A 23,574-nucleotide genomic window follows, 5' to 3' on the forward strand; every position below is an offset into this window, starting at 1 on the left:
CATACAAAAAGCTCAACAGCCGTTGAGCTTTTTTTTTTGCTCAGATGATGTCGCCGAGCTGCCGTACATCCGTGCCCACGCAGCAGGCCAGCACTTCCGCATCTTCCTGGCTGGCAGACAGGTACAGGTGGCCGACCGCGCTGTCGAAGTACAGGCTGTCGCCGGGTGACAGGTGAAAGACCTCGCCGGTCTCGAAGTGCAGTTCGATCGCGCCGCCAAGCACGAAGACGAATTCCTCGCCGGAATGCTGGATGTAGTCTGGAAAGTCGTCAGGACGTCAGCGCATGCATGCAGGCATGTGCCACAGCCAGCCCATATGTCCTTCCCACATAGTGGCCCCAATCATTTGCATGCGTCCTGAGGAACCAAGCTCCTTACACTCGCTGCAAATTCGATCAAAGCCGATACGTATCCACGCCGCCCGCCGCGGTGCCTCCTCCACCTTGAGCCTTGTGCTAGCCGGGCAAACCAATGCGACACCGGAGCCCGCCAGCGTCAACATCCTCATCTGCAATGACATGGCAGCTAGCGGCGGGTCATACCTGACGTGCTGGCGAGCCGCTCCCTGCGCAAGTAAGGCAAGCGCGCTACCATCGGCGTTCTTTTCCCCCTCACTCTCCCGACTCCACCATGTCCGACATCCAGCGCCTCCACACCAACGCCCGCATGAGCCAGATCGTCATCGCCAATGGCGTCGTGCATCTGGCAGGCCAAGTGCCCGACGCCGCGTTCGACTTCAAGTCCATCACCGAGCAGACCAACAACATCCTCGGCCGCATCGATGCACTGCTGGCAGAAGCTGGCGTCGACAAGACGCGCCTGATCTCCGCCAACATCTGGCTGACCGACGCCAAGCACTTTGCCGAGCTGAACGCCGCGTGGGAAGCCTGGGTACCGGCCGGCCATGCGCCCACGCGCGCCTGCGTGCAGTCGGGCCTAATGCGTCCAGGTATTGACGTGGAGATCGCCGTCACGGCGCTGGCCAAGGGCTGAAGGCAGATCACGCATGCGCTTTGACACCATCGTGCTGGGTGCCGGCATCGTCGGCGTATCGGTGGCGGTGCACCTGCAGCAGCGCGGGCGCGCCGTCGCCCTGGTTGACCGCCGGGCACCGGGCTTTGAGACGTCGTTCGGCAACGCCGGGCTGATCCAGCGCGAGGGCGTCTATCCGTATGCCTTCCCGCGCGATCTGGCGACGCTGCTGCGCTACGCGGGCAACAGGTCGGCGGACGTGCACTACCACCCCGGTGATCTGCCCCGGCTGCTACCGTTTCTGTGGCAGTACTGGCGCAATTCCCACCCGGCGCGGCATGCGGCCATTGCGCGCGCCTATGCGCCGCTCATTGCGCACAGCGTGAGCGAGCACCGCACGCTGGCGGAAGCGGCCGGCGCCACGCACCTGATCCGCCCGAGCGGCTGGATCAAGGTCTTCCGCAACGCCGCCACGCAGGACAAGGAAACGCGCAACGTCGAGCGCTGGCAACGCGAATACGGCGTCGCCTTCGAAGCGCTGGACCCTGCACGCCTGCGCACCGTCGAGCCCCATCTGGACACATCGCTGCTGGGCGGCTTGCGCTACACAGAAGCCGATTCCGTGAGCGACCCCAACGCGCTGGTGACGGCGTATGCGAACTATTTCGAGCAGATCGGTGGCCAGTTGTTTGAAGGCGATGCGAATTCGCTCACGAGCAACGCACCGTGGCTGGTGCGCAGCAAGGAAGGCGAGCTGCGCGCCGACAACGTCGTCATCGCCATGGGCCCGTGGGCGGACGTGGTCACCTCGCGCCTGGGCTACAGCCTGCCACTGGCCGTCAAGCGCGGTTACCACATGCATTACGCACCGGCGGACGGTGCGCAGTTGAACCACCCGGTGCTGGATGCCGATGGCGGCTACGTGCTGGCCCCAATGGCACGCGGCATCCGCCTGACCACCGGGGCTGAACTCGCGCACCGTGATGCGCCGAAGACGCCCGTGCAGCTGGAAGCCGTGGAACCCGTCGCGCGCAAGCTCTTTCCGCTGGCCGAGCGCGTGGATGCGGAACCATGGATGGGCGCCCGCCCCTGCACGCCCGACATGCTGCCGATCATCGGGCAGGCGCCACACCACCCAAGCATGTGGTTCGCGTTTGGCCATGCACACCACGGCCTGACGTTGGGCCCGATCACCGGGCGATTAATTGCGGAAATGATGACGGGCGAAGCACCGACTGTGGATGTTCGCCCGTTCCGGGCAGAACGCTTCTGGGATTCGGTGCGCTAGTCAGACAAGCCCCCTAAAACTCCATATCCAACTCATCAATATCTTCCTTCTCGGCCTTTGCCCCGGCAATCCATTCGGCAACGTGCGGGTGTGCGAGCACACGCATGCAGTACTCGGCGATCTCCGGATCGAGCTTGACGTCGTAGGTCAGGAATCGCATAACGACGGGCGCATACATCGCGTCGGCCATGCTGATCTCGCCAAACAACCAGGGGCCGCCGTACTGGGCTAGGCATTCGCGCCAGATCAGCGTGATCCGCTCGATGTCGTGCTGCGCGCGGGACCAGATGCGGAAGCCCGGAAAATGTGCGCGCAAGTTCATCGGCAGTGCGGAGCGCAGTGCGCTGAAGCCCGAATGCATCTCGCCGCAGATCGCGCGGCAGTGTGCGCGGGCATGTCGATCGGCGGGCAGCAGTTTGGCCTGGGGCGAGAGTTCGTTGAGATATTCGGCAATCGCCAGCACGTCCCACACCTTGCGACCCTCGTGCGTGAGGCACGGCACCAGAATCGACGGCGACAGCAGCAGCAATTCCGCACGCGATGAGGCGTCGATCGGCACGCTCACCGTCTCGAACGGCAGGCCGCTCAATTTGGCGAGCAGCCAGCCGCGCATCGACCACGACGAATAATTGCGGCTGCTGATCGTGAGCGTGGTCAGGTTGGCGGATTTCATCTCAGTCCTCCAGGTTGTTCCATTTTCCATCCCGTTTTCCAATCGGGTGCATAGCCCGGCGCCAGGCACCTTGCCGGTGCGCTGTCTGCACCCGTGCGCCCCAAGAGCACAGGCCACGCCGCGCCCCGCATGGACGCCGCGCAAAGCCTGTGCCAGTCATCACCAACGTGCATGCGGTTTCCCGCCCACCAGCACCTGAGCTGGCACACGTATTGCCTGCTTCGCTTGACCTGCCTTACGTGCACTCACGGGCATTCACGTGCCCTGCGACGCAATCGCCATGAACCTGCTCGCGTATCCCCTCTACCAGTGGCTCTCCGAATGCCTGCGGCCCACGCGGGCATGGGCCTCGTTCTCGCGGCTGGCGATGGCGCACTGGCCACCCTCGACCGAACACCCGACTGGCCGCGCGATCGATGCCTGGCTCGAACTGCTGGAATGCAGCGCGATCACGCACCGCCGCCCGTCGTTCGGCATCGACAGCGTTGAGGTCGACGGCCAGGCCGTGCCGGTGGTGGAAGACACCGCCATGCAGACGCCATTCGGCTCCCTCGTGCATTTCCGCAAGGCCACCGCCACGCGGCAACCGCGTGTGCTGGTTGCCGCGCCTTTGTCCGGGCACTTCGCCACGCTGCTGCGCGGCACGCTGCGCACGATGCTGGCCGATCACGACGTGTACGTAACGGACTGGCATAACGCGCGCGACATTCCCGTTTCCGCCGGGCGCTTCGGCTTTGATGAATACGTCGGCCACCTGATCGACTTCATCCGCCACATCGGCCCGGACGCACACGTGCTGGCCATCTGCCAGCCGACGGTGGCCGCGCTGTCGGCGGTCTCGCTCATGGCCGCCGACAACGACCCGGCGCGGCCGGCAAGCCTCACGCTCATGGCCGGTCCCATCGATTGCCGCGTGGGCCCGACCGCGGTGAACGACTTGGCCAACAGCAAGCCGATCGAATGGTTCGAGAAGAACCTGATCGGCGTCGTGCCGCCCGGCTTTGTGGGTGAGCAGCGCCGCGTGTATCCGGGCTTCGTGCAGTTGAGCGCGTTCATGTCGATGAATTCGGATCGCCACGTGCAGTCGTTTGAAGAGCTGTACTACCAGCGCGCCAAGGGCGACCCTACCAAGGCAAACACGATCCGCGCCTTCTACGACGAGTACCTCGCCACGTGCGACCTCACCGCCGAGTTCTATCTGGAAACGGTCGAGAAGGTGTTTCAGCAATACGCACTGCCGCGCGGCGAGTTGATGGTCAGTGGCCGGCTGGTTGAGCCGGCAGCAATCCATCGCACCGCGCTGCTGACGGTCGAGGGCGAGAAGGACGACATCTGCGCGGTCGGGCAAACGGTGGCTGCGCAAGACCTGTGTTCAGGGCTGCCGCCGTATCTGAAGACCCACCATGTGCAGGCCGGTGTGGGGCACTACGGCGTGTTCAACGGCAGCAAATGGGAAAAGCAGATCTACCCGATTGTGCGCGCCACCATCCACGACAACGAGCCCTTCGACAGCAGCACCACCGCCGGCGACGCAGACAACGCCCACCGCGTCACGCTGTGGGCGCTGCTCAACGCACAAGCGTCGAGCCAAGCTATTACGCGCGGGCGCTCACGCAAGATGGCGGTCGTGCACTGACCCCAAGGTCCGTGTCAGCGAGGCGTAATTTGGACGGGCGAGTATCGAGCCACGAGCGGGTCATGCTCCATCGATGTTGATCGATTCACGGAGGGTTGCGATGAACACGCACACCACGGAGTCCCTACGCGCTTCCAGCCTGTTGCATCCGGCCGGCAACCCCATCCGCCTCAATACGGGCGACTTCGTTGCCATCGATCGCCGCCAGGATGCCAAGTACGAGGCGACCTATCGCCCGCAGGCGCTGTACAGCCGCGCCGACGAAGGCTTTGCCGCCAACAACGAAGCCTTTCTGCTGCATGAGGTCGCCACCAACCGGCCGATCTACCTGGAAGACACGGGCCCGACCGATTTCCACATGCATCTGCCGCCGGGCGCCTTTCAGTTCGTGCTGGTCACATCGGGCGTGTTTACGTTCGACTACGATGGCCGGCTGCATTACGTCGGCCCCGGCTCGGTGATCCTGCAAAGCGCGATCGTGCATCGGCAGCTTTTCTACACGTGGTCGGGACTGTCCACGGAAGACAACTTGAGCACGCCGCAAACCGTGGTGCCCGACGCACTTTCCATGGGGTGCTCGGGCAAGTTTCTCGAAGCGTTTATCACCGATCCGACCTCGTTTCCCAACCCGACGATTGTGCCGTCGGCACTGATCAACGAAGCCGAAACACCGCGCATCGCCTGGAGCCATCCGGTGCATGATCGGCCGGCAGGTGCGGGCTTCTGGGTGCAAGACCCGCTGGAGTTGAATGCGCTCTACAGGCCGTTGGCCGGCGATTCCATCCGATCGCCCGAACCGGTGTACGTGCGTGATACCGGCATCGAAGCGCCTAGCGGCCAGCTCGTGACCGGCCACCTCATCGCCACCGACCCGCACGGTGAGTCGAGCCTGCCCAAGAGCCAGGCGGGTGCGGTCGACGCGGCCTCGTTCTCGAAGGGCGAGGTGGTCATCTACCGGGTCATTCGCGGCACGGCCACATTCAAGGACGGTGCGGGCAAGGTATTTGAACTGACCGCCGGCGACGTGGTGACGGCGGGTCAGCATTCGGTCGCGCTTGTCGGCATGGGCGAAGACACGCAGATTCTCCGGCTCGGCCTGCTGAAGAACATCGAACAGCTGCGGAGCTGGACGCGCGCGCAATGCGAAGAGATCGACGGTTTGGCGGGCCGTATCATCACCCGAACCGAGACGCGCCCGCAGCGGACCGAGGGTAAGCCGGTCGGGTATCTCTACGAAGCAGTCGCCGCATCCAACGGAAACACCGGCCGCTTGAGCGCGGCAAACGGAAAGCGGCTGTAGTCCGAACTCGTCACACCGCCGCCATCGCACTCGACCACGGCCTTGGCAATCGGCACGAACACGGGCCGGCAATACATGCGCGACTTCAGCAGCACGAAGCGCGCGGCATGCGGGTCCACGCCGATGTGCGTGAAGATGCCGAGGTCCCAATGTTCCTGCGGCGTCTCGGTCACGATGACCTGCGCCGCGCCGATGTCGAACAGCGCCGTGCGCCCCATGCGGATGCGCTGGCCCGTGTAGGTGGGCCCGGTGATGGTGTATTCGCCGTCGCTGATGGCAGCAACCTTGCCCGTCAACGCCCGTGATACCGGGTACACGCCCAGCTGCGTGAGCGGCACCTTGTCGCCCACGGGCAGCGTAACGGTGGCGCCAACCCCTGCCTCGATCATCGCGGCGACTGCTTCTGGATCACACACGGGCCCGACGGCGATGCCGCTCAAACCCTGCTTCAACGCTTCGTGCAGGACGTGCATGTCGTCGCACGTGCCGCCGGACATGCAGTTGTCGCCGTGGTCGAGCAGCAGCACAGGGCCGTTGCCGGGGCCATCCGCCAAGTCGGCAGCGCGTGCGATCGATTCGGCCAGCGGTTCCGAGCGGTAGACGAAGCCTTCGCGGTCCGCCCAGATGGCGTCCGCAATGCGCTGGGCTGCGGCGTCGGCAGCCTGTGCATCGCCGTTACCGACCACCACGACGGAGGGGCATGGCGCGGCGATGTCCGCCAACCCGAAGCCCGCGAGGATCGACACGGCCAGCATGCCGTCCTTCTCCGCCTGCTTGGCGAGCGCCACGGCACGATGCATCGCCCCTTCATCGGTCCGGCTGCGCAGCGTGTGCGTGACCATCGGCAGGCAGCGCCACGCGAGCACCGGGTTCGCGCGACCGGCCAGCTTGTCGAACAGCAGGCGGCCGGCATGCTCACCGGTCTCATACATGTCGACGTGCGGATAGGTCTTGAAGCTGACGGCAATGTCCGCCAGCTCGATGAACTTCTGCGTGAGGTTGCCGTGCAGATCCAGCGCGACGGTGATCGGCACATCGGGCACCACCGCGCGCAAACGTTCGAGCAAGTCGCCTTCACCGTCGTCGCTGTTCTCGGCGACCATCGCCCCGTGCAGGTCGAGCATCAGCGCATCGCACCCGGGCGCGGCCGCGACGATGGCATCGCACAGTGCGGTGTATACCTCTGCGGCGACGCGCCCGCTCGGGTTGGCCCCGGCGATGACGGGCACGACGATCTCCGCGCCCGCCGCTTCCGCCAAATCGATAAACGCACCGGCCGCCGTGCGCGTGCCCTTGGCGGCGCGGTAGGCGTCGGCACCATAGCGCGGATGGAACGATGCCAGCGGCGTCGGCACCGGCGAGAATGTGTTGGTCTCGTGATTGAAGCGGGCGATCAGGATGCGCATGGGCGTGTATCGGTTATATGGGGCCAGCGGCTTGCAGCATGGCATGCAGCAGCACGTTGCAACCGGCTTCCAGGTGTTCGGGCCGGGCGTCTTCGATCTCGTTGTGGCTGATGCCGTCCTTGCACGGCACGAAGATCATGGCGGTGGGCGCCACACGGGCGAGGTAGACCGCGTCGTGGCCCGCACCGCTGATCACGTCCATCTCCGACAAGCCGAGCTGCCGCGCGCCGTTGCGCACCGCGTTGACCAGCGTCGCGTCAAACGGTTGCGGCGGGAAGTAGACGACCTGGCGCAGTGCGATCTGAATGCCGCTGCGTGTGCGCAGCTCGGCCACGGCGGCTTGCAGCGCGGCGTCCATGTCGGACAGCACGGCGTCATCCGCCGCACGCAGGTCGACTGTCATGGACACGCTGCCGGGAATCACGTTGCGCGAATCGGGGTGCACGCTCAGGCAGCCGACGGTGGCACGCGCATGCGGCGGACGCTCCAGTGCGATGCGGTTGGCAATGCCGACCAGTTCTGCGGCAGGCAACAACGCATCGCGGCGCAACTCCATCGGTGTCGGCCCGGCGTGCGCCTCCATGCCGGTGAAGACCACGTCGTACCAGCGCTGCCCGAGCGCGCCCGTCACCACGCCGATCGTCGTGGCGTGGGCTTCCAGCACGGGCCCTTGCTCGATATGCGCTTCGAAATACGCGCCCACCTGCCGGCCGCCCACCGTCTCGGTGCCTGCATAGCCAATGCTGCGCAGCGCCTCGCCCACGGCCACGCCGTCGCGGTCCTGCGCGGCCAGCACGGCGTCCAGCGCGAACTCGCCGATGAACGCGCCGGAGCCCATCATCACCGGCACGAAGCGCGAGCCCTCTTCGTTGGTCCACACGGCCACCTCGATAGGCGCTTCGGTTTCGATGCCGACATCGTTGAGCGTGCGCACCACCTCGATGCCCGCGAACACGCCGTAGTTGCCGTCGAACTTGCCGCCGGTGGGCTGCGTGTCGATATGGCTGCCGGTCATCACGGGCGGCAGCGCGTTGTTGCGCCCCGGGCGGCGCGCGAAGACGTTGCCGATGGCGTCCACGCGCACGGTGCAGCCGGCCGCCTCGGCCTGCGCGACGAAGAAATCGCGGCCCTGGCGGTCGAGGTCGGTGAGCGCCAGGCGGCGCACGCCACCTTTGGGCGTGGCGCCAATGCTGGCCTGCTGCATGAGCGTGCTCCACAGGCGCGCGCCGTTGATACGCAAAGTAGTGTCGAGATGGGTAGTCGTCATGATGGTGTGCGGTTCAAGCGGCAAGCCCGACGCCGAGGTAGCGGTCCTTGATGGCGTCGTCGGCGCGGAAATCGTCATTGCTGCCGGTGTAGACCACGCGGCCCTGCTCGATGATCACGTGGCGGTCGGCCAGTTGTGTGCAGACCTCCAGGTTCTGCTCGACCAGCAGGATGGACACGCCCGCCTGCTTGATCACCTTCAACTGCGCGACGATCTCTTCCACGATGACGGGCGCCAGGCCCTCGACCGGCTCGTCGAGCATCAGCAGGCGCGGGTGGTTCATCAGCGCGCGGCCGATGGCCAGCATCTGCTGCTCACCGCCCGAGAGGTTCGCGCCACCGTTGCGGCGCCGCTCGTGCAGGCGCGGGAAGATGCGGTAGATGTCGGCCAGTTGCCACGGCGAATCGCGCCGCGCGCCGAGCTTCAGGTTTTCTTCCACCGTCAGCAGCTTGAAGATGCCGCGGTGCTCCGGCACCAGGCACAGCCCCTGCGCGGCAATGCGATGCGCGGGCTGCCCGGCGATGTCCTTGCCGCGAAAGCGCACATGCCCACGCGGTGCAACCACCCCAGCAATCGCCTTGAGCGTGGTCGATTTGCCCGCGCCGTTGCGGCCGAGCAGCGTCACCAGTTCGCCCTCGCCTACCGTGAGCGCCACGCCCTGCAGCACGTGGCTCTTGCCGTAGTAGCCGTGGAGGTCTTCTACGTCGAGGATCGTCGTCACTTCTTGCCTCCCGTGATCATGTTGCCGAGGTAGGCGGCACGCACGCGCGGGTCTGCGCGCACGGCGTCGGGCGTGCCTTCCATCAGCACCTTGCCCTGCTGCATGACGGTGATGGTGTCGGAGATGTCCATGACGATGTCCATGTTGTGCTCGATCAGCACCACGGTGTGGTCGTGCGCGAGCCCACGGATGAGTGCCTTCATGGCGGGCAGGTCGTCCACGCCCATGCCGGAGGTGGGCTCGTCGAGGAAGATCGCGCGGGGCTTGGCGGCGAGTGCCATGCCCACCTCCAGACGGCGCTGCTGGCCGTGCGAGAGCGCGGCGGCAGGTGTGTCAGCCAGGCGCGGCAATTCAAGCCGATCGAGCACGCTGTCAACCGTATCGGCGCAGGCCAGATCGCCTCGCGGCAAGCGCCAGCCATGCATGGCACGACGCGGCGTGGTGCCGAGCGCAGCCAGGCGCAGGTTCTCTCGCACGCTCAAGCTCGGGAACAGGCTCGTCACCTGGAAAGAACGCGCGATGCCGCGCTGCACGCGCTGATAATCCGCTTCACGCGTCACGTCATGGCCATCAAAGACGATGGTGCCGCTGGTGATCATGCGCGTGCCCGTGAGCATGTGGAACAGCGTGGTCTTGCCCGCGCCGTTGGGGCCGATGACGGAGTGCACCGTGCCCGGCATCACGCGCAAGTCCACACCGCCCAGCGCGGTGAACTTGCCGTACTGCTTGACGATGCCGGTGGCTTGCAGGATGGGCGTGGTGCTCATGCGCGTTCCTCCTGAACAGCGGGCGCAGTACGCGGCGCACGCACGCGTTGCCACAGCTTCTGCCCAAGCCCGAACAACCCGCGCTGCATAAAAAGGCTCACCGCAATCAGCAGGAAGCCGAGCAGCATCAGCCAGCGCGGCCACAGGCTGGAGAGCCAGTCCGACAGCAGCACATAAAACGCCGCGCCCAGCACCGACGCAAACACGTTGCCCGTGCCGCCAATCACGGTCATCACCAGGATCATTTCGCTGACGTGGTAGTCGATGTTCGCCAGCGGCGCGATGCCCGTGAGCATGGCGTGTAGCGCGCCAGCCAAGCCAGTGACCGCACCCGAGATGACGAAGGCGAGCAGCTTGAACGCCCGCACGTTGTAGCCGACGGCGAGCGCGCGTTCTTCGTTGTCGCGGATCGCCAGCAGCGTGCGGCCGAACACCGATTCCGTCACACGCTGCACGAGGAAGAACACGATCAGGAACAGCACCGCCACGAATGCATAGAACGCCCACGGCGATGCCGTAAACGCGGGGCGTGGAATGTCGAGCAAACCGTTGTCCCCACCCGTAAGCGACGGCGTGGTGTAGGCCAGGAAGTAGAACATCTGCGAGAAGGCCAGCGTGAGCATGACGAAGTACGTGCCGCGCTGACGGATGGCGAACCACCCCACCGCCGCTGCAACGACTGCGCCCACGACCACTGCCAGCACGATCGCTACCGGCATCGGCAACGACAACTGCGTGAGGCCGACGCCCACTGCATAGCTGCCCAGCCCGAAAAAGATGCCCTGCCCGAACGACAGCAGCCCCGTGTAGCCGAGCAGCAGGTTGCAGGCCATCACGGCCATGGCGTAGACCAGCACCTCGGTCGCCAATGTGCCGGAGTTGAGTACCAGCGGCAGCAGCAACGTCACACCCAGCGACAGCCACCAGAAGCGGTATCGCGCAAATCCATGGAATGCGGCTTGCATCATCCCCTCCCCAGCAGGCCGTGCGGGCGCAGCAGCAGCACGGCTGCCATCGCCACGTAGATCATCAGCCGCGCGCCCTCGGGCCACAGCGTGCTCATCAGGCTCTGCACAATGCCGACCAGCAGGCCGCCGACCAGCGCCCCCGCAAAGCTGCCCATGCCGCCCACCACCACCACGACGAAGGCGATGCCGAGTGCTTCCACGCCCATGAAGGGCTCAGCGCCACGAATGGGCGCGGCGAGCACGCCGGCCACCGCCGCCGTGGCGGCACCGAGCGCAAACATCAGACTGAACAGGCGGAATACGTTGATACCGAGCAGCGACACCATCTCGGTGGATTCACTGCCCGCGCGCACTGCACTACCGAGCCGCGTGCCTTCGAGCAGCCACCACAAGCCCATCGCCAGCACGGCAGTGAAACCGATCACGAACAGCCGATACTTGGGATAAACGAAATCGCCCCACATCACGACGCCTTGCAGCGCATCGGGCGGCGGCACGTCCACGCCCAGCGGCCCCCACGCGACGATGATCAGTTCCTGCACCGCCAGCGCCAGCCCCACGGTGATGAGGATGTGGAACTCGTGCGCCTGCGCATACACGTGGCGCAGCAGCACCTTCTCCGTCACCCACGCCAGCGCGCCGATGACGATGGGCGCGAGCACCAGCGCCAGCCAGAAATTCATGCCCAGTTGCAGGGCCTGAAAGCAGAGATACGCGCCCAGCGCATAGAACGCGCCGTGGGCGAAATTGACGAAGCGTAACAGCCCGAAGATGATCGACAGCCCTACCGCCAGCAGGAAGTAGAGCATGCCGATCCCCACGCCGTTGACGACCTGGAGCAGGTAGACGTTCATTGGGATCGCATTCAGGAAGACAGAAGCCCGCAACTCACAACAAGCGCGGGCGGTCGGCAGATCAAGCCAGCTTGCACTGCGTCTGTTCGACCGGCAGGAACGCCTTGCCAACGGCCACCACCTCGGCAAAGTCGTCCTTGTCCTTCATGCGGCTCTTGGGCTTGCCCTTGAGCAGGTAGTAGTTCTTGAGCACCTGGTGGTCGGCCGCGCGAATCTCTTCGGCGCCGGTCAGGCCGTCGTACTTCATGCCCTGCAGCGCGGCAATCACGGCCTTCGGGTCAGCGCTGCCCGCCTTGGCCATCGCGTCGAGCAGGATCTTCGTGCAGGTGTACGAGCCCGCCAGGCTGTAGTTCGGGTTGGCCTTGAACGCGGCCTGCGTGCGCTTCACCAGATCACGGTTGGCGGGCGTGTCCACGTCGTGCCAGTACTGCGCGCCGAAGTACACGCCGTCGCACAGGTCCGCGCCCAGCGATTCGAATTGCTCCAGCCCCGACGCCCACGCCACCAGGATCGTCGTGTTCTTCTTCATGCCGAAGCTCACTGCCTGGCGCAGCGTGTCGGACGATTGCGAACCGAAGTTCAGGATCAGCAGCACGTCAGGCTTGGCGGCCATCGCGTTGGTCAGGTAGCCGCTGAATTCCTTCTCGGTGAGCGCGTGGTAGCTGTTGCCGACATGCTCAATGCCCTTTTCCTTGAAGATGTTCTTGGCCGCCGAGAGCAGCCCATCGCCAAACACGTACTGCGGCGTGATGGTGTACCAGCGCTTGGCCTTCGGCATCGATTCGATCAGCGGCCGCACGGTGCGCTCGATGGCGCCGTAGGTCGGCACCGACCAGCGGAACGTCGCGCGGTTGCAGTCCTTGCCGGTGATTTCATCGGCCCCGGCCGTGGTGATGAACACACCGCCAAACTTTTCCGCCTCCTTACCCATCGCCAGCGATTCAGAAGACAGGATGCCGCCCGCAAAGTAGCGCGCGTTCTTCTGCTGCGCGAGTTCCTGAACCTTGCGTACAGCCGTGGCCGGCTTGCCCTCGGTGTCGAGCACGCTGTACGCCAGCGGCCGGCCTAGCACCTTGCCGTATTGCTCCACGGCCAGCTTCATGCCCAGGTCGGCGAACTTGCCGTTGGCGGCAAACGCACCGGACATCGGCACCGGGCAGCCCAGTTCGATGGCATCAGCAGCCAACGCGGAACGGGCCTGCAGCACCGACGCGGGCACGGCGGACAGCGCCGCCAGTTTGAGCAAGTCTCGACGATTCAAAGCGCACTCCTTGGGTTCGTGTGGGACAGAACAGCGCTCGGAGCCACCACCGGCGGCAGCTTCCTCCTGGCCTTTACCGGCGAGGTTTTCGCCGACCATCGAGTCGAGCAAGAACCAGACCAGTTCTTTATATTTGTTATGATAAATAGGCGAAATCATCATAGAAGCCGCATCCGCGCCGCGTCAACGGCGAAGAGGTCGGTGTTTACGCCAAGGTGTGTGGAGTCGAAGTACCGGGCGAGGATGCAGATATACGGTGCGTGCGCACGCTCGAAGGGCATGCATGCACCACGTCGGTCAGGCCGCGCGGCACGACCCCGCAGTTAGAATGCGCGCAACTCAGGAACGGACAACCATGGCCACACTCGGAGCAGGCAAGACGGCGTCGATCGGCATCCGCAAGCAGAAACGCGCCGACCTCGTTGCCGAAGAACTCAAGCGGCTGATCACGCAGCGCAACCTCAAGCCCGGCGACAAGCTCCCGCAGGAGGTCAAGCTGCAGGAGACCTTTGGCGTAAGCAAGGGCACCATCCGCGAGGCGCTCAAATCATTGGAAGTGCAAGGCCTGGTGAGTGTGAGCACGGGGCCCGCCGGCGGCGGCACCATCGTCGAGGTGCCGCTCGACCGCACGTTCCAGCTCATGCAGAACTACCTGTTCTTCAAAGACATCGGCATTGCGGATGTCTACACCGTGCGCCGATTGCTTGAGCCTGAGCTGGCCGCCGGTGCCGTGCCGCATCTGACCGAAGACGATTTCCGCGCGCTCGAGCACACGATCGACCTGTGCGACCCGGCGTCGGCCAAGGCCGCCGCGCCACTCGACCAACGCCAGGAAGACCTGAGCTTTCACGACATTCTGGCCGCCGCCAACCCCAACCCGATGCTGCGGTTCTGCTGCGAGCTGATCAACGAAATGATTCGACAGCTTGTGGTGTTCGGCAACGAAACCCCGGCCAAGGAGCACGCCAAGTTCGGCGCGTCCAACGTCAAGTTCCACCGACAGATTCTCGACGCCGCACGCGCGCGCGACGCCGAAACCGTGCGTGAACTCATGAGCACGCACATGGAAGACTGCACACATCACGTCACGCGGATGAAGGGCCGCGTGCATGGCCGGCTCGTGCTCGACTCCGAGATGCCGCGCCGCAATCGGCCGCTGATCGACGACCACGACGACGGCAGCGAAGACGCGTGAGCGCTCAGTAGGTCTTGTACGGCAGAAATTTGCCGCTCATCACGATGCGCACCCGATCGCCCTTGGGATCGGGCTCGCGCTTGAGGTCCATGTTGAAGTCGATCGCGCTCATGATGCCGTCGCCAAACTCTTCATGGATCAGCGCTTTGAACGTCGTGCCATACACGCTGATCAGCTCATAGAAACGGTAGATCAGCGGGTCCGTCGGCACAGCTGTCGGCAATGACCCCTTGTAAGGCGGCACCTGCAGTAGCGCGATTGCCTCGTCCGGCAAATCCAGCGCCACACCCACGGCATTCGCCTGTGCTTCGGTCAGCGTCATCTGACCGAGCAGTGCGGCGGTGCTCCACTCCTTGCTGTGGCCGATCACCTCGGCCAGTTGCGCCCACGTCAGCTGCTTCTTGATCTTCTGCAGGACGATCAGGTCAGTCACATCTTCGCGTTGCATGTGCGGCTCCTTGGGTTGGATGGCAAAGAGGAAGGTGCGCGCAGCATGAGCAAGGTCAATGCCATGCACAAAGCGCCACGCCCATGGAGGCACTTGCCTGTTCGGCTGCGATTTCCGCATCGCAACATCCACCCCCGTCGCCTCCTCAACACGCTGCAGACAGGCCTCGGACTAGGGCAAACCCCGAGATTGACAGCGCTGTCAATTGTGGCCATTCTTGCGTCCGTCAGCCCGCTACACCTTGAGAACAGAACGCTGACACCGCTGTCATCCAAGGCAGACGGGACCAATAATCAGGAGACAGTCCATGGAGCTCGAAGCCGCACGTCCGGCCGCACGTCGTCAATCCCGCAACAAGCGCTTTGGTCAACGCGTTGGCGCGTCGGCCATCGCGGCAGCCGTACTGGCACTCGGCGCTGCCAGCGCCCACGCATACGACATCACCACCAGCCCGTATCTGCTGGGCGACTGGGGCGGTCTGCGTACCCGCCTAGCCGATCAGGGCGTGACGTTCAACCTCGGCTACGGCAGCGAAGTGGCGCACAACTTCAGCGGCGGCACCGAGCACCTCACCCGCTATACCGACCAGTGGGTGATGGGCACCACGCTGGACCTGAACAAGCTGGCCGGCTGGCAAGGCGCTACATTCCAGGCCACTGTCACCGACCGCAACGGCCGCAACCTCGGCAGCGATGCGAACATCGGCAACAACATGCTGATCCAGGAGGTCTATGGCCGCGGCCAGACCTGGCACCTGACGCAGTTCTGGCTGAACCAGAAGCTGCTCAACGACCGCCTGGAAATCAAGGCCGGCCGTGTGACGGTGGGCGAAGACTTCTTCTCGTTCTCGTGCGACTTCCAAAACCTGACGTTCTGCGGCTCGCAGCCGGGCAACCTGGTGGGCAGCTACTGGGTGAACTGGCCGACCAGCCAATGGGGTGCCCGCGCCAAGGTGCACACCTCGGCAGAAACCTACGCGCAGATCGGCGTGTACCAGGTCAACCCGAACTACGTGGATGACAGCTGGGCCCGCCGCAACGGCTGGAAGCTGAACAACCCGGGTGGCACCACCGGCGCGCTGATCCCGCTGGAGTTCGGCTGGCTGCCCAACATCGACGGTCGGCCGGGTTCGTACAAGGCAGGCGTCTGGTACAACACGTCCAACGGCAAAGATCTGTACGAAGACGTGAACGGCAACCCGCGCGGCATCACCGGCCTGGACGCCAAGCAGCACAGCGGCCAATATGGCGCCTACCTGAACCTGCAGCAGCAAGTGACCGGCACGGCCGGCGGACGCGGCGCCACGGTGTTCCTGAACTTCTCGCAGGCAGATCGCAACACCGCGCAGACCGATCACCAACTCTCGGTGGGCGTGCAGTACAAAGGGCCGTTTGATCGCCTGGCGGACACCGTCGGCTTTGCTGTCGGCGCAACGCACAACAACGGCCGCTTTGCTGACTTCGTCCGCCAGAGCAATGCCCGTACCGGTTCAAACACCGTCGTGGGTGACGGCTACGAATACGTGAGCGAGTTGTACTACAGCTACTCGCCTGTGCCCTCTGTGTACTTCCGTCCTAATCTGCAGTACATCCTGCATCCGGGCGGTACCACGCAGAACAAGAATGCGTTCGTGATCGGCCTGAAAACGGGCATCACGTTCTAAGAACACCCTTATGCACAACAGGAGACCTCTCATGATTTCCCGTGTACTGAACACCATTGCCGCTGCGGCGGTCCTGAGCTTTGCCGCAACGTCGGCCCATGCCAGCAAGGAAGCGCCGGTGATCGGCTTCTCGATCGACGACCTGCGTGTCGAGCGCTGGACGCATGACCGCGATTACTTTGTCGACGCTGCCAAGAAGCTGGGCGCCACCGTCAACGTGCAGTCGGCCAACGCCAATGAGGCCAAGCAGATCGCCCAGATCGAGAACCTGATCGCGCAGAACGTCGACGTGCTCGTGATCGTGCCGTTCAACTCCAAGGTGCTGGGCAACGCCATTGCCAGCGCCAAGAAGAAGGGCATCAAGGTCGTATCGTATGACCGCCTGATCCTGAACGCCGACATCGACGGCTACGTGACCTTCGACAACGTGAAGGTGGGCGAGCTGCAGGCACAGGGCGTGGTCAAACTGGCGCCCAAGGGCAACTACTTCCTGCTGGGCGGCGCCTCCACTGACAACAATGCGCGGCTGCTGCGCGACGGCCAGATGAAGGTGCTCAAGCCGCTGGTCGACAAGGGCGACATCAAGATCGTCGGCGAGCAATGGACGCCGGAGTGGGACCCTTCCAAGGCCCAGAACATCGTTGAGAACGCGCTGACGGCCAACAGCAACAACATCCAGGGCATCGTCGCCTCGAACGACGGCACGGCAGGCGGCGCCATCCAGGCACTGGCACGCCAGAAACTGGCGGGCAAAGTGCCGGTGTCGGGTCAGGATGCCGACTTGGCCGCCGTGCGCCGCGTGGCCGAAGGCACGCAAGCCATGACGGTGTACAAGCCGATCAAGGAGATTGCCGCCACCGCCGCTGAAATGGCCGTCGATCTGGTCAAGGGTACCGCGCCCAAGTTCAACACCAAGCTGAACAACGGCAAGAAGGATGTCGACACCGTGCTGCTGACGCCGACCCTGCTGACCAAGGACAACCTGGACAGCACCGTCGTCAAGGACGGCTTCTATACGCACCAGCAGATCTTCGGCAAGTAAGCAGTCGATGCAGTCGTCAGTCGTTGTGAGTAGGAGGACGCCATGAGCAGTAACGGCACCCTGTTCGAGATGCGCAACATCGTGAAGTCGTTCTCCGGTGTGCGCGCACTCGACGGCGTGAGCCTGGCAGTACAGCCAGGCGAATGCGTCGGTTTGTGCGGGGAGAACGGCGCCGGAAAATCCACCCTCATGAAGGTGCTGTCGGGGGTCTACCCCTACGGCACCTTCGAGGGCGAGATCGAATGGGAAGGTCAACCGCTGCGCGCGCATTCCGTGCGCGACAGCGAGCGTGCAGGCATCGTCATCATCCATCAGGAACTGATGCTGGTGCAGCAGCTCTCCGTCACGGAGAACATCTTCCTCGGCAACGAGATCACCAAGCCGGGGGGCCGCATGGACTACGACGCCATGCACGCCAAGGCCGAACAACTCCTCGCCCGCCTGCGCCTGACCGACGTGAACGTGGCCGCGCCCGTCAGCAACTACGGCAGCGGCCACCAGCAGCTTTTCGAGATTGCCAAGGCACTCGCCAAGAACGCGCGTCTGCTGATCCTGGACGAGCCGACGTCGTCGTTGTCCGCCAAGGAAATCGAGGTGCTGCTTCACATTATTGAAGACCTCAAGCGCAGCGGCGTGGCGTGCGTCTACATCTCGCACAAGCTGGATGAGGTCAAGCGCGTGTGCGACACCATCACCGTCATCCGCGACGGCAAGCACATCGGTACGCGCCCCGCCGCTGACATGACCATCGACAACATCATCACGATGATGGTCGGCCGCGAAATGACCTCGCTCTTCCCCAAGGTGGAACACACCGTGGGCGACGTCGTGCTGGAAGCGCGCAACGTCACCTGCTGGGACGTCACCAACCCCAACCGCAAGCGCGCCGACAACGTGAGCTTTGCCGTACGCCGAGGAGAGATCCTCGGTATTGCCGGCCTGGTGGGTGCGGGGCGTACGGAGATGGTGTCGGCACTCTTCGGTGCCTACCCTGGCCGCTCGTCCGCCGAGATCGTCATGGAAGGCAAGCCCGTCAAGGTGAACTCCCCTGCCGAGGCCATCGCCAACGGTATCTGCCTCGTCCCCGAAGACCGCAAGCGCCACGGCATCGTGCCGCTGATGAGCGTGGCCGAGAACATCACGCTTGCGACCCTAGCGCAGTACGCGCGTGGCGTGCGCGTCAACAAGGGCGCAGAACTCGCCACGGTCGACCGCGAGATCAAGCGCCTGCGCATCAAGACCGCCAGCCCCGCGCTGTCGATCGCCAGCCTCTCGGGCGGCAACCAGCAGAAGGCCGTCGTGACGAAGATGGTGCTGGCCGCGCCAAAGGTGCTGATCCTCGACGAGCCCACACGCGGTGTGGATGTCGGCTCCAAGTACGACATCTACAAGATGATTGCCGACCTGGCCGCCAGCGGTGTGGCGATCATCATGGTCTCGTCCGAAATGCCGGAGATCCTGGGCATGAGCGATCGTGTTCTGGTCATGGGCGAAGGCCAGGTGCGCGGCGACTTCGTCAACCAAGGGCTGACCCAGGAACGCATCCTGGCTGCTGCAATCAACGCTGAACCCGGCCGCCAAGCGGCTTAGCTGTAGAGACTGCCATGTCGAACATCCTGCAATCCCAACTCGCCCGCCAGAACGGTGGCGGCGGCTCGCATCTGGATAGCCGCGCCATCCAGCAACTGTTCGTACGCTACAAGGTGCTGGCGCTGCTGCTGGCCGTGGCGCTCATCTGGATCTTCTTCTACTTCCGGACCAACGGCACGTTTCTCAAGCCCAACAGCATCTCCAACCTGTTCCTGCAGATGTCGGTGACGGGCATGCTGGCCTGCGGCATGGTGTTCGTCATCATCGCCGGAGAGATCGACCTGTCGGTCGGCTCGCTGCTCGGCCTGCTCGGCGGGCTCGTCGCCATCCTCACCGTCAATCTCGGGTGGAACACGTGGCTGGCCGTGGGCACGGTGCTCGTGGTGGGCGCGGCCATTGGTGCGTTCAATGGCTTCATCACCACCAAGCTGCGCGTGCCCTCGTTTATCGTCGGGCTGGGCGGCATGCTGGCGTTCCGCGGCGTGCTGCAGTGGAGCACCGACAGCGTAACCATTGCACCAGTGCCGGATGACCTCGTCAACATCGCGCAGAGCTTCGTGCCCGCGTGGCTGGCGTGGTCGCTGGCGGCCGTCATTGTCGCCATGTCGGTCGTGCTGACCGTGCGTCGCCGCAGCGAGCGCGCCCGCCTGCAACTCGCAGTCCCGCCAATGTGGGCTGATGGCCTCAAGCTCCTGGCGATTGCGGCGGCATCGTTCGGTTTTGTCGCCGTGCTCAACCAGGCCAACGGCGTGCCGCTGCCTGTGCTGATCCTGCTGATCCTGCTGGCGGTGTTCTCGTACGTGGCCACGCAAACCGTGTTCGGCCGCCATGTCTACGCGGTGGGCGGCAACACGGAAGCCACGCGCCTGTCCGGCGTGAACGTGAGCCGCGTCAAGCTGCTGGTGTTCGTGCTGATGGGCCTGATGTGCGCTTTCGCGGGCATCATCACCACGGCGCGTTCAGCCGCCGGTTCGCCGTCGGCCGGTGTGGGCGGCGAGCTGGATGCCATCTCCGCCTGCTTCATCGGCGGCACGTCGATGCGCGGCGGCTCGGGCACGGTATACGGCGCGCTGATCGGCGCACTCGTCATGGCCAGCCTCGACAACGGCATGCAGCAGATGAACGTCGACGCTTCGTGGCAGATGATCGTCAAGGGCGTGGTGCTGGTGCTGGCGGTGTGGATTGACGTGCTGTCCGGCTCGAACCGTGGCTGACAACACACGAACCCCAGCGCCAACACAAGCCCACTGACGGTTTGGCCGTTGACGTTCCTGCCCTAGATGGCGCCTTGAATTTTTGTCGGCGGGCGGAAAAAAGAAGGAGGCTTGTCTGAGCGAAGCGAGTTTGCCTCCTTCTCCGCCCGGTGACACAAATTCAAGGGGAAGTCGCCATCTCGGGCGCGCCTTTCTTTGCTTACTTTCTTTGGCAAGACAAAGAAAGTGAGTCGCCCCCGGCAGGGGGTGAAACGGGGGATGGACCACGAGGCCCAAGCTCCAATCAAACACACAAGCAAAATCCAACATCGTGGCTGACTACCAAACCCCTGCTCGCGTACTCGTCACCGGCGTAGCCGGCAACCTCGGCCGCAAAGTCGTTGAAGCGCTGGCCTCCGCCCCGTGGTGCACGTCCATCATCGGCGTCGACTGGGTCGCCCAGAACGTCGAGTTCTCGCCGCAGGCGGCTCAGCGCTTTCAATGGGTCCAGGCGGATCTCACGCAAGCCGACGGCGCGTGGACCGACCTGCTGAACAACGTCGATGCCGTCATCCACCTGGCTGCCATCCACTCCACACCCGATGCGACGTGGGAGCAGGCATTGGCCTCTTACGGCATGACGCTCAACGTGCTGGAGGCGGCTGCCACGCGTGGCGTGCGGCGCTTCGTGTTTGCCTCGTCCAACCATGCAATGGGCGCGTATAAAGACCAACCGCTGGCCGGCACCATCGGCCCCAGCCAACTCACCGCCGAGTTGCCTCCGGCGCCCGGCACGCGCTGGAACAACGGCATCGAAGACGTCTACTCGCTCGCCTACGGTACCTCCAAAGCGATGGGCGAGCGGCTGTGCAAAGCGGTGGGTGCTGTGTCGGCAGCCGCGGGCGGCAAGCTGTCGATCGTGTCACTGCGCATCGGCTGGGCCCTGCCAGATGAAAACGACCCGAACGACATCAACCACTCCGGCACCGCCGACACGCCCGTGCCCACCGAAGTGCCCGATGAAGCCAGCCGGATTGCGCTGCGCTGGTTCCGCAACATGTGGTTGTCGAATGCCGATCTACGGCAGTTGTTCCTTTGCTCTGTCACGGCAGACCCGGCGGGCTGGCCGGCACCGGCCATCGTGGTCAATGGCGTGTCGAACAACAGCGGCATGGATTGGGGCCTGGAAACCGGCCGCAAGCTGATCGGCTACGACCCGCAGGATGATCTGTACGCGCGGCTCCGGCAGCCCGTGTAGCCTGGCGCGCGTCGCGCTTCAACGCGCCGGCGGGCAGGTTGATTCGCGAATCACCAATTCGTACTGCAGATTCTCATGCACCGAGTGCGGCTTCAGCCCGGGCAGGTGCGGGCGGTGGATAGCGATGAGCTGCTCGACGGCAGCATGCGCCATTGCCTGAATCGGCTGGCGCACGGTGGTGAGCGCCGGCCACAGCTGGCGCGACAGCGGCGTATCGTCGTAGCCGCAGATGGAGAGTTCTTCCGGCACCTTGATGCCGCGTGCCTGCGCCACACGCAGCACGCCGGCGGCCATGTCGTCGTTGCCGGCAAAGATGGCCGTCGGGCGCGGTTCGCATGAGAGCAGCCGCTCGGCGCAGGCCACGCCAGATTCGAACGAGTGCTCGCCCTGCTCTACCAGGCGCTCATCGACAGCGATACCCGCCTGCGCCATTGCGTCGCGGTAGCCGAACACGCGCTGGTATGCCGCACCGTGGTCCGGATCGCACACCACAAAGCCGATGCGCCGATGGCCCAACCCAATCAGGTGCAATGTCATATCGCGCGCGGCGGCACGATCTTCGGTATTGACCGACAAGCCTTTGTGTTGCCGATCCGCAGGCGCCAACCGCACGTAGTCAACGCCGGCTTCGTCCAGCGCATGCACCAGCGACGCCACATCCGACACCGGCGGCGTGAGGATCAGCCCGGCCAGCGCGCGCTGGCGCACGCTCTGGATGATCTGCTCGGCGAGGTTCGGATCGCGGTAGTTGCAGGGCGTGAGCAGCAGGCTGTAGTCGAGCGCCTGGCAGGCTTCGAGCGCGCCGTGCTGGATGTTGACGATGTAGTTGTCGGAGGGGTTGTCGTAGACCAGCGCGATGATGTCGGCGCGCTTGCTGGCTAGGCGCCGGGCGGCGGGATTGGGCCGGTAGTCGAGTGCCTGCATCGCCTCGACCACCTTGGCGCGCGTCTTCTCGCTGATGTTGGGCTCGTGGTTCAACACGCGCGAGACGGTCTTGATCGACACGCCCGCATGCGCGGCAACATCATCGACGGTGACGGCTCCAGCGCTCCGTTTCATGGTCTGGCGGGGGTCGGGCAAATGGGGGTCTCGAACACGAGACGGGCGCTGCTAACGCGCCCGTCGTACGTTCGATTTTACCGCCAACCCTCGCGCAGCGCGGGGAGAAAATCAACGTGGGCTCAAGCCTGGACGCGCGATTGCCCGATCGGCAGACGGACGATGCCCTGCGCCAGACTCACGCCCAGCAGCACAAGCCCGCCGCCGATCCAGTGATAGCCGTGCACGGTCTCGCCCAGCATCACCGCCGCCATGGCTGCGGTGAAGACAGGCATCAGGTTCATCAAGATCGCCGTACGCTCGGCGCCGATGCGCTTCAAGCCCAGCATCCACAGATACGACGCGACAATCGACGAGGCAATGCCCGCAAACACCACGAGCCCGATGCCCTGGCGCGGAATCGCCAGACTCTGCGCGGTGAAGGCCAGCGGCACCAGAAACACGACGGCAATCAGCACCTGAACGTACAGATTGAGCCATTGCCCGAACGGCAGCGCCCAGCGTCGGTACAGGATGTTGTACAGCGCGTACGACGTTGCACCGATGAGGATCAGCACGTCGCCGCGATTGACGCCGCCGTCGAGGAACGTAGCCGGATGCCCGCGGCCAAGCAGATACAGCACGCCCAGCAACGACACCACGACGCCCGTCACCGCCTGCATGCCCACGGGCTGGCGAAACGCCGCAACGTTGAGGATCAGCCCCAGCATCGGGATCAACGCGCCGATCACGCCCATGTTGGTGGCGCTCGTGCTATGCGCGGCGTAGTAGGCCAGGCACTGGTACATCACCATGCCCAGCAGCGCGAGCACGGCAAAGCGCGGCAGTTGCGCCGCCACGTCAGCACGTTGGCGCCATAGCGGCCGCACGCAGAATGGCGTAAGCACGCACGCCGCCAGCAGCCAGCGGTAGAGCGAGATGGCCGCCGGATCCAGCACACCGGCGGCGGCCTTGGAAACGATGGTGTTGGCGGCCCAAATCAACACCGCCAGCAGGGGATACAGCACAGGCAC

The 23,574-nt window shown here is 64.5% G+C and carries 21 protein-coding genes and 1 pseudogene; 10 read left to right on the forward strand and 12 right to left on the reverse strand.

Translation table 11 applies throughout. From position 1 onward, the window contains the following. Positions 1–40 precede the first annotated feature (40 nt). Positions 41–268, reverse strand: a pseudogene (locus tag V6657_RS19725) (cupin domain-containing protein); the annotation flags it as partial. 362 nt (positions 269–630) lie between these two features. Between V6657_RS19725 and V6657_RS19730 the strand changes: the two are divergent. Together V6657_RS19730 and V6657_RS19735 are read left to right on the forward strand one after the other, a co-directional pair. Further along, entirely contained in the window at positions 631–993 is a 363-nt protein-coding gene (locus V6657_RS19730; RefSeq protein WP_048934858.1) for a RidA family protein, read from the forward strand. A gap of 13 nt (positions 994–1,006) precedes the next feature. Further along, entirely contained in the window at positions 1,007–2,260 is a 1,254-nt protein-coding gene (locus V6657_RS19735; protein WP_048934857.1) for an FAD-binding oxidoreductase, read from the forward strand. Positions 2,261–2,273: 13 nt separating this feature from the next. Here the strand turns inward: V6657_RS19735 and V6657_RS19740 are convergent, their stop codons facing one another. After that, a complete protein-coding gene (locus V6657_RS19740) occupies positions 2,274–2,933 on the reverse strand; it encodes a glutathione S-transferase family protein (RefSeq protein ID WP_048934856.1) in 660 nt (219 codons plus the stop codon). Positions 2,934–3,213: 280 nt separating this feature from the next. Between V6657_RS19740 and phaZ the strand changes: the two genes are divergently transcribed. Together phaZ and V6657_RS19750 are read left to right on the forward strand one after the other, a co-directional pair. After that, positions 3,214–4,569 carry a polyhydroxyalkanoate depolymerase gene (gene phaZ, locus V6657_RS19745; RefSeq protein WP_048934855.1) on the forward strand — a complete coding sequence of 452 codons (1,356 nt, stop codon included), beginning with the start codon at positions 3,214–3,216 and terminating at the stop codon, positions 4,567–4,569. 100 nt (positions 4,570–4,669) lie between these two features. After that, positions 4,670–5,869 carry a hypothetical protein gene (locus V6657_RS19750; protein WP_200900883.1) on the forward strand — a complete coding sequence of 400 codons (1,200 nt, stop codon included), beginning with the start codon at positions 4,670–4,672 and terminating at the stop codon, positions 5,867–5,869. On the opposite strand, the gene V6657_RS19755 is transcribed toward V6657_RS19750, so the two are convergent. The 7 genes from V6657_RS19755 to V6657_RS19785 form a co-directional block, all read right to left on the reverse strand. Further along, positions 5,800–7,275: a M81 family metallopeptidase gene (locus V6657_RS19755; protein WP_048934854.1), complete on the reverse strand. Its 1,476-nt coding sequence runs from the start codon at positions 7,273–7,275 to the stop codon at positions 5,800–5,802. The two genes, V6657_RS19750 and V6657_RS19755, sit on opposite strands and share 70 nt — an antisense overlap. A gap of 13 nt (positions 7,276–7,288) precedes the next feature. Then, a complete protein-coding gene (locus V6657_RS19760) occupies positions 7,289–8,542 on the reverse strand; it encodes a Zn-dependent hydrolase (RefSeq protein ID WP_048934955.1) in 1,254 nt (417 codons plus the stop codon). Positions 8,543–8,555: 13 nt separating this feature from the next. After that, on the reverse strand, positions 8,556–9,254 hold the full coding sequence (locus V6657_RS19765) for an ABC transporter ATP-binding protein (protein ID WP_137884692.1): 699 nt from the start codon (positions 9,252–9,254) through the stop codon (positions 8,556–8,558). A gap of 5 nt (positions 9,255–9,259) precedes the next feature. After that, on the reverse strand, positions 9,260–10,030 hold the full coding sequence (locus V6657_RS19770; RefSeq protein WP_048934852.1) for an ABC transporter ATP-binding protein: 771 nt from the start codon (positions 10,028–10,030) through the stop codon (positions 9,260–9,262). Next, positions 10,027–10,995, reverse strand: a complete 969-nt coding sequence (locus tag V6657_RS19775; RefSeq protein WP_048934851.1) for a branched-chain amino acid ABC transporter permease — start codon at positions 10,993–10,995, stop codon at positions 10,027–10,029. Before V6657_RS19775 ends, V6657_RS19770 begins: the two co-directional genes overlap by 4 nt. Then, entirely contained in the window at positions 10,995–11,852 is an 858-nt protein-coding gene (locus tag V6657_RS19780; RefSeq protein ID WP_048934850.1) for a branched-chain amino acid ABC transporter permease, read from the reverse strand. Before V6657_RS19780 ends, V6657_RS19775 begins: the two co-directional genes overlap by 1 nt. Positions 11,853–11,913: 61 nt before the next feature. Further along, positions 11,914–13,113: an ABC transporter substrate-binding protein gene (locus tag V6657_RS19785; protein WP_048934954.1), complete on the reverse strand. Its 1,200-nt coding sequence runs from the start codon at positions 13,111–13,113 to the stop codon at positions 11,914–11,916. 355 nt (positions 13,114–13,468) lie between these two features. Here V6657_RS19785 and V6657_RS19790 point away from each other — a divergent pair, with 355 nt between their 5' ends. Beyond that, on the forward strand, positions 13,469–14,308 hold the full coding sequence (locus V6657_RS19790) for a FadR/GntR family transcriptional regulator (RefSeq protein WP_048934849.1): 840 nt from the start codon (positions 13,469–13,471) through the stop codon (positions 14,306–14,308). Positions 14,309–14,312: 4 nt separating this feature from the next. On the opposite strand, the gene cynS is transcribed toward V6657_RS19790, so the two are convergent. After that, a complete protein-coding gene (gene cynS, locus V6657_RS19795) occupies positions 14,313–14,756 on the reverse strand; it encodes a cyanase (RefSeq protein ID WP_048934953.1) in 444 nt (147 codons plus the stop codon). Between the two features lie 307 nt (positions 14,757–15,063). Here cynS and V6657_RS19800 point away from each other — a divergent pair, with 307 nt between their 5' ends. From V6657_RS19800 to V6657_RS19820, 5 genes are all read left to right on the forward strand, one after another. After that, positions 15,064–16,419, forward strand: coding sequence for a carbohydrate porin (locus V6657_RS19800; RefSeq protein WP_048934848.1), 1,356 nt, complete (start codon positions 15,064–15,066; stop codon positions 16,417–16,419). Positions 16,420–16,450: 31 nt separating this feature from the next. Beyond that, entirely contained in the window at positions 16,451–17,461 is a 1,011-nt protein-coding gene (gene xylF / locus V6657_RS19805) for a D-xylose ABC transporter substrate-binding protein (RefSeq protein ID WP_048934847.1), read from the forward strand. Between the two features lie 42 nt (positions 17,462–17,503). Continuing rightward, positions 17,504–19,051 (forward strand): xylose ABC transporter ATP-binding protein, encoded by a 1,548-nt coding sequence (locus tag V6657_RS19810; RefSeq protein WP_048934846.1) that lies wholly within the window; start codon positions 17,504–17,506, stop codon positions 19,049–19,051. A 14-nt stretch (positions 19,052–19,065) separates the two neighbouring features. After that, entirely contained in the window at positions 19,066–20,265 is a 1,200-nt protein-coding gene (locus tag V6657_RS19815; RefSeq protein WP_048934845.1) for a sugar ABC transporter permease, read from the forward strand. A gap of 310 nt (positions 20,266–20,575) precedes the next feature. Next, a complete protein-coding gene (locus tag V6657_RS19820; protein ID WP_048934844.1) occupies positions 20,576–21,502 on the forward strand; it encodes an NAD(P)-dependent oxidoreductase in 927 nt (308 codons plus the stop codon). Between the two features lie 18 nt (positions 21,503–21,520). Here V6657_RS19820 and V6657_RS19825 read toward each other — a convergent pair whose 3' ends face one another. After that, positions 21,521–22,561 carry a LacI family DNA-binding transcriptional regulator gene (locus V6657_RS19825; protein ID WP_048934843.1) on the reverse strand — a complete coding sequence of 347 codons (1,041 nt, stop codon included), beginning with the start codon at positions 22,559–22,561 and terminating at the stop codon, positions 21,521–21,523. Positions 22,562–22,683: 122 nt separating this feature from the next. Further along, positions 22,684–23,574 (reverse strand): DMT family transporter, encoded by an 891-nt coding sequence (locus V6657_RS19830; protein ID WP_048934842.1) that lies wholly within the window; start codon positions 23,572–23,574, stop codon positions 22,684–22,686.

The sequence above is a fragment of the Ralstonia sp. RRA genome (genome assembly GCF_037023145.1).
GTDB lineage: Bacteria > Pseudomonadota > Gammaproteobacteria > Burkholderiales > Burkholderiaceae > Ralstonia.